Origin of the sequence: uncultured Legionella sp. (assembly GCF_937871865.1) — a bacterium.
Lineage (GTDB): Bacteria > Pseudomonadota > Gammaproteobacteria > Legionellales > Legionellaceae > Legionella.
The window spans coordinates 1-2,733 of sequence record NZ_CALMPD010000062.1 but is presented as its reverse complement, the minus strand read 5'-3'; the positions used below and the strand labels follow the sequence as shown (position 1 = coordinate 2,733).

Here is a 2,733-nt window from a genome sequence, read left to right as displayed (position 1 = left end):
CCTGACCAATACAAAATGTATTTTGAGCAGGTGGATAGACTCGGGTTAATTGAGTAGCTGCATCTGCCGCCAGATAAGCATCGCGGCCCAGAGACATTTGAGTGAAATTGCCATAACGCATGCTGGCACAGCTTGATAACAAGACAGCAGCCAATAAAACACTTAATTTTTTCATCTTCAGCACCTTGTAATCGTAATTTTTTCTTGAGAAGAACCGCTGCCGATAACTAAGATGGCTTTATCAAAAACCCCATCTACGATGTAACGACAACCTTGAAGACGATAATTGACCATGACGGACTCTGATTTTTTAAATAGCCCCCGACTTCTTAAAACCAGCAGCGCAGGCGCTTCACTTTGAGCCATGGTTCTTGGCATCTCAATAATTGTTTTGACACCATTGTTATAAACTCTAACTGGCTTAAATCTGGCATTGCCTTGAATTCGATAATTAAAGTTAAGATCGCCTAGATATTCATTGGTTTCTGGTAAGGTATCTACTTTTCTTCTTTCAGCCTGAATGCGTTGTAGCAACTGCCATTTGGCTTTGGCTTCATCAGGATAAGTAAACGAAATGTAAGGCATAAATTCGGTTCTATCTGACTTTAATCTAAAGTGATATGTTCTTCTGTCTGTGGTGACTACCAAAGAAGAATCAAGCCCTACATCTTTAGGTTTTATTAGCAGATGGATTTGTTGCATAGCCCCAGATCCTGTGAGAGATGGTTCAACAACAAAGCGTGGGTCACCGACGTTCATGTCGTTAAATTGCTCACCTGGTTGAAGGGCAATATCACACACTTGTAAAGGGGCACAAACTACCCTGATTTGCCCTGATCCATAAATAAAACTGACTGAACCATCGCTTGATGCAAAGGGTATACTTGTTTTTTCTCCTTGTTGTATACGCTCTGCAATATCTAAACCTTGTTTTTCCTGACTCGATAGCTTGGGTACAGTATCCGAAAAATAATGCTCGGCCAGAATAGTGTTATCCAATGCAAAACTTGTCAGCGGTGTTAATAAACAAAATAGCTGCATTACTCTTTTCATTGCTGTTCTCCATGCTTTAATTCGTAGGACCAGTTAAAATCACGCACATAAATCAGGTGGGGATTTTTCAAAATGGACTCACTGGTGGTATCATTAATTTCATTCTCCTGATACATCGTAATCATCGCTTTCATCATGCGAGGCTTTTCTTTAAGTGAGCCATCACGATTTCTCACTGTTTCAATCCAGTCGACTTGCCAAGTCTCATCTGACTCTTGAAGTACTGAACGAATGTCTATACTCACAATCTCAAAAGCTGCTCTTTCAAAGGGATTAGATTGTTGTTTGTCGCTGTAGAATTCTTGAACCTTGGCAAGGGCTGCATCATTGGCATTTAAATAAGAATACACTTGAAACACTGCCTTCTTTTGGAGTTCTACATCAAGGCTTACCATGCGTATGTTTTCAATAAAATGAGCAGCTGCAGCGCGATAATCATCGATGCTTGCCTCACCAACTCTATCAGCACGAGTAACCGATAAGGTGTTGCCATTGGCATCTTGTTGAAACACCAAGGGGATAAACTTAGACTGACTACCTATTACAATAAGTCCACCAACTGCTGCCAATGCGATTAAGAGGCTACCTAAACCAACCAACTGCCAAACTTGAAGCGATTTCATAAGTCCTGCGGTATGAACATTCCATGCTCGTCTGGCATTGAGGTAAGGGTTATTCGTTACAATTTTTTTCATGCTGCTTCTCCATATTGATTCATGCGAATACCTTTTTCTGAAAGCCATTGTGAGACCCACGCATCTCCATGTTTAAATTCCAGTTGCTTCATTCTTGCTATGGAATCTGGATCAGTAGCTCCAACAAACGCCAAGGCGTAAGGTCCTAATGCCAATTGATAAAGACGCTGCCCTTTTTCGCTGACATAGTAGTAATCACGTTTAGGTTGAGCTGCTGCAATGATGTCAATCTGACGTGGATTTAAACCCATGCGCTCATAAATGAGGCGAGTTTCTGGATCTCTTGCATACAGATTTGGTAAAAAGATTTTGGTTGCGGTTGATTCAACAATAATATCCAGGATTCCAGAGTTGGCTGCATGTGATAAATGTTGAGTTGCCATAAACACCACACAGTTTTTCTTAGCCATGGAATCAAGCCATTCAGCAATCTTGTTTTTAAACACTGGATGAGCCAGCATTAGCCATGCTTCATCAAGCAATATTAGGGTAGGGCGACCATCTAACGAGGCTTCAATACGCCTAAAGAGATAGAGCAACACAGGCAATGCAAATTTTTCACCTAGACCCATTAAATGTTCGATTTCAAAAGTCATAAAGGAAGACAAACCAAGCCCATCGCTTTCTGCATCCAATAAATGCCCCATTAACCCATCTATGGTGTACTGTTTTAACGTTTCTCTAATAGGTTCATCCTGAATCGTCATAACAAATTCAGATAAGGTTTTAGAACCACTTTGGTGCATACTTAAAATGGCATGGCCGATTTCATTGCGTTGAGCTGGTGTGGTATTCAAACCATTCAAAGCTAAAATCGTATCAATCCACTCCATAGCCCAAGCTCTATCTGCTTTAGTTTCTAAGAACTGTAACGGTGCAAAGGCAAGACGAGAGTCTTTATCTGCAATGGTGAAATGCTCCCCACCTGTTGCCTTACAGGTTGGATACATAGACATGCCTTTATCAAAAGAATAAATACGTGCAT

The 2,733-nt window shown here is 40.8% G+C and carries 2 protein-coding genes and 2 pseudogenes; all 4 read right to left on the bottom strand.

What is annotated here, in order from left to right; all coding sequences use genetic code 11:
- Positions 1 to 175 (bottom strand): annotated as a pseudogene (locus Q0495_RS03645) (conjugal transfer protein TrbH); the annotation flags it as partial.
- A gap of 2 nt (positions 176 to 177) precedes the next feature.
- Positions 178 to 1,053 carry a P-type conjugative transfer protein TrbG gene (gene trbG / locus Q0495_RS03640; RefSeq protein ID WP_298623216.1) on the bottom strand — a complete coding sequence of 292 codons (876 nt, stop codon included), beginning with the start codon at positions 1,051 to 1,053 and terminating at the stop codon, positions 178 to 180.
- On the bottom strand, positions 1,050 to 1,748 hold the full coding sequence (locus Q0495_RS03635; protein WP_298623214.1) for a conjugal transfer protein TrbF: 699 nt from the start codon (positions 1,746 to 1,748) through the stop codon (positions 1,050 to 1,052). Before Q0495_RS03635 ends, trbG begins: the two co-directional genes overlap by 4 nt.
- Positions 1,745 to 2,733: pseudogene (locus Q0495_RS03630) on the bottom strand (conjugal transfer protein TrbE); the annotation flags it as partial. The pseudogene Q0495_RS03630 and the gene Q0495_RS03635, both read right to left, overlap by 4 nt.

Excerpts from the sequence above, each read along its gene's own strand:
- trbG (WP_298623216.1), bottom strand. The coding sequence starts at position 1,053 with ATGAAAAGAGTAATGCAGCTATTTTGTTTATTAACACCGCTGACAAGT.
- Q0495_RS03635 (WP_298623214.1), bottom strand. The coding sequence starts at position 1,748 with ATGAAAAAAATTGTAACGAATAACCCTTACCTCAATGCCAGACGAGCA.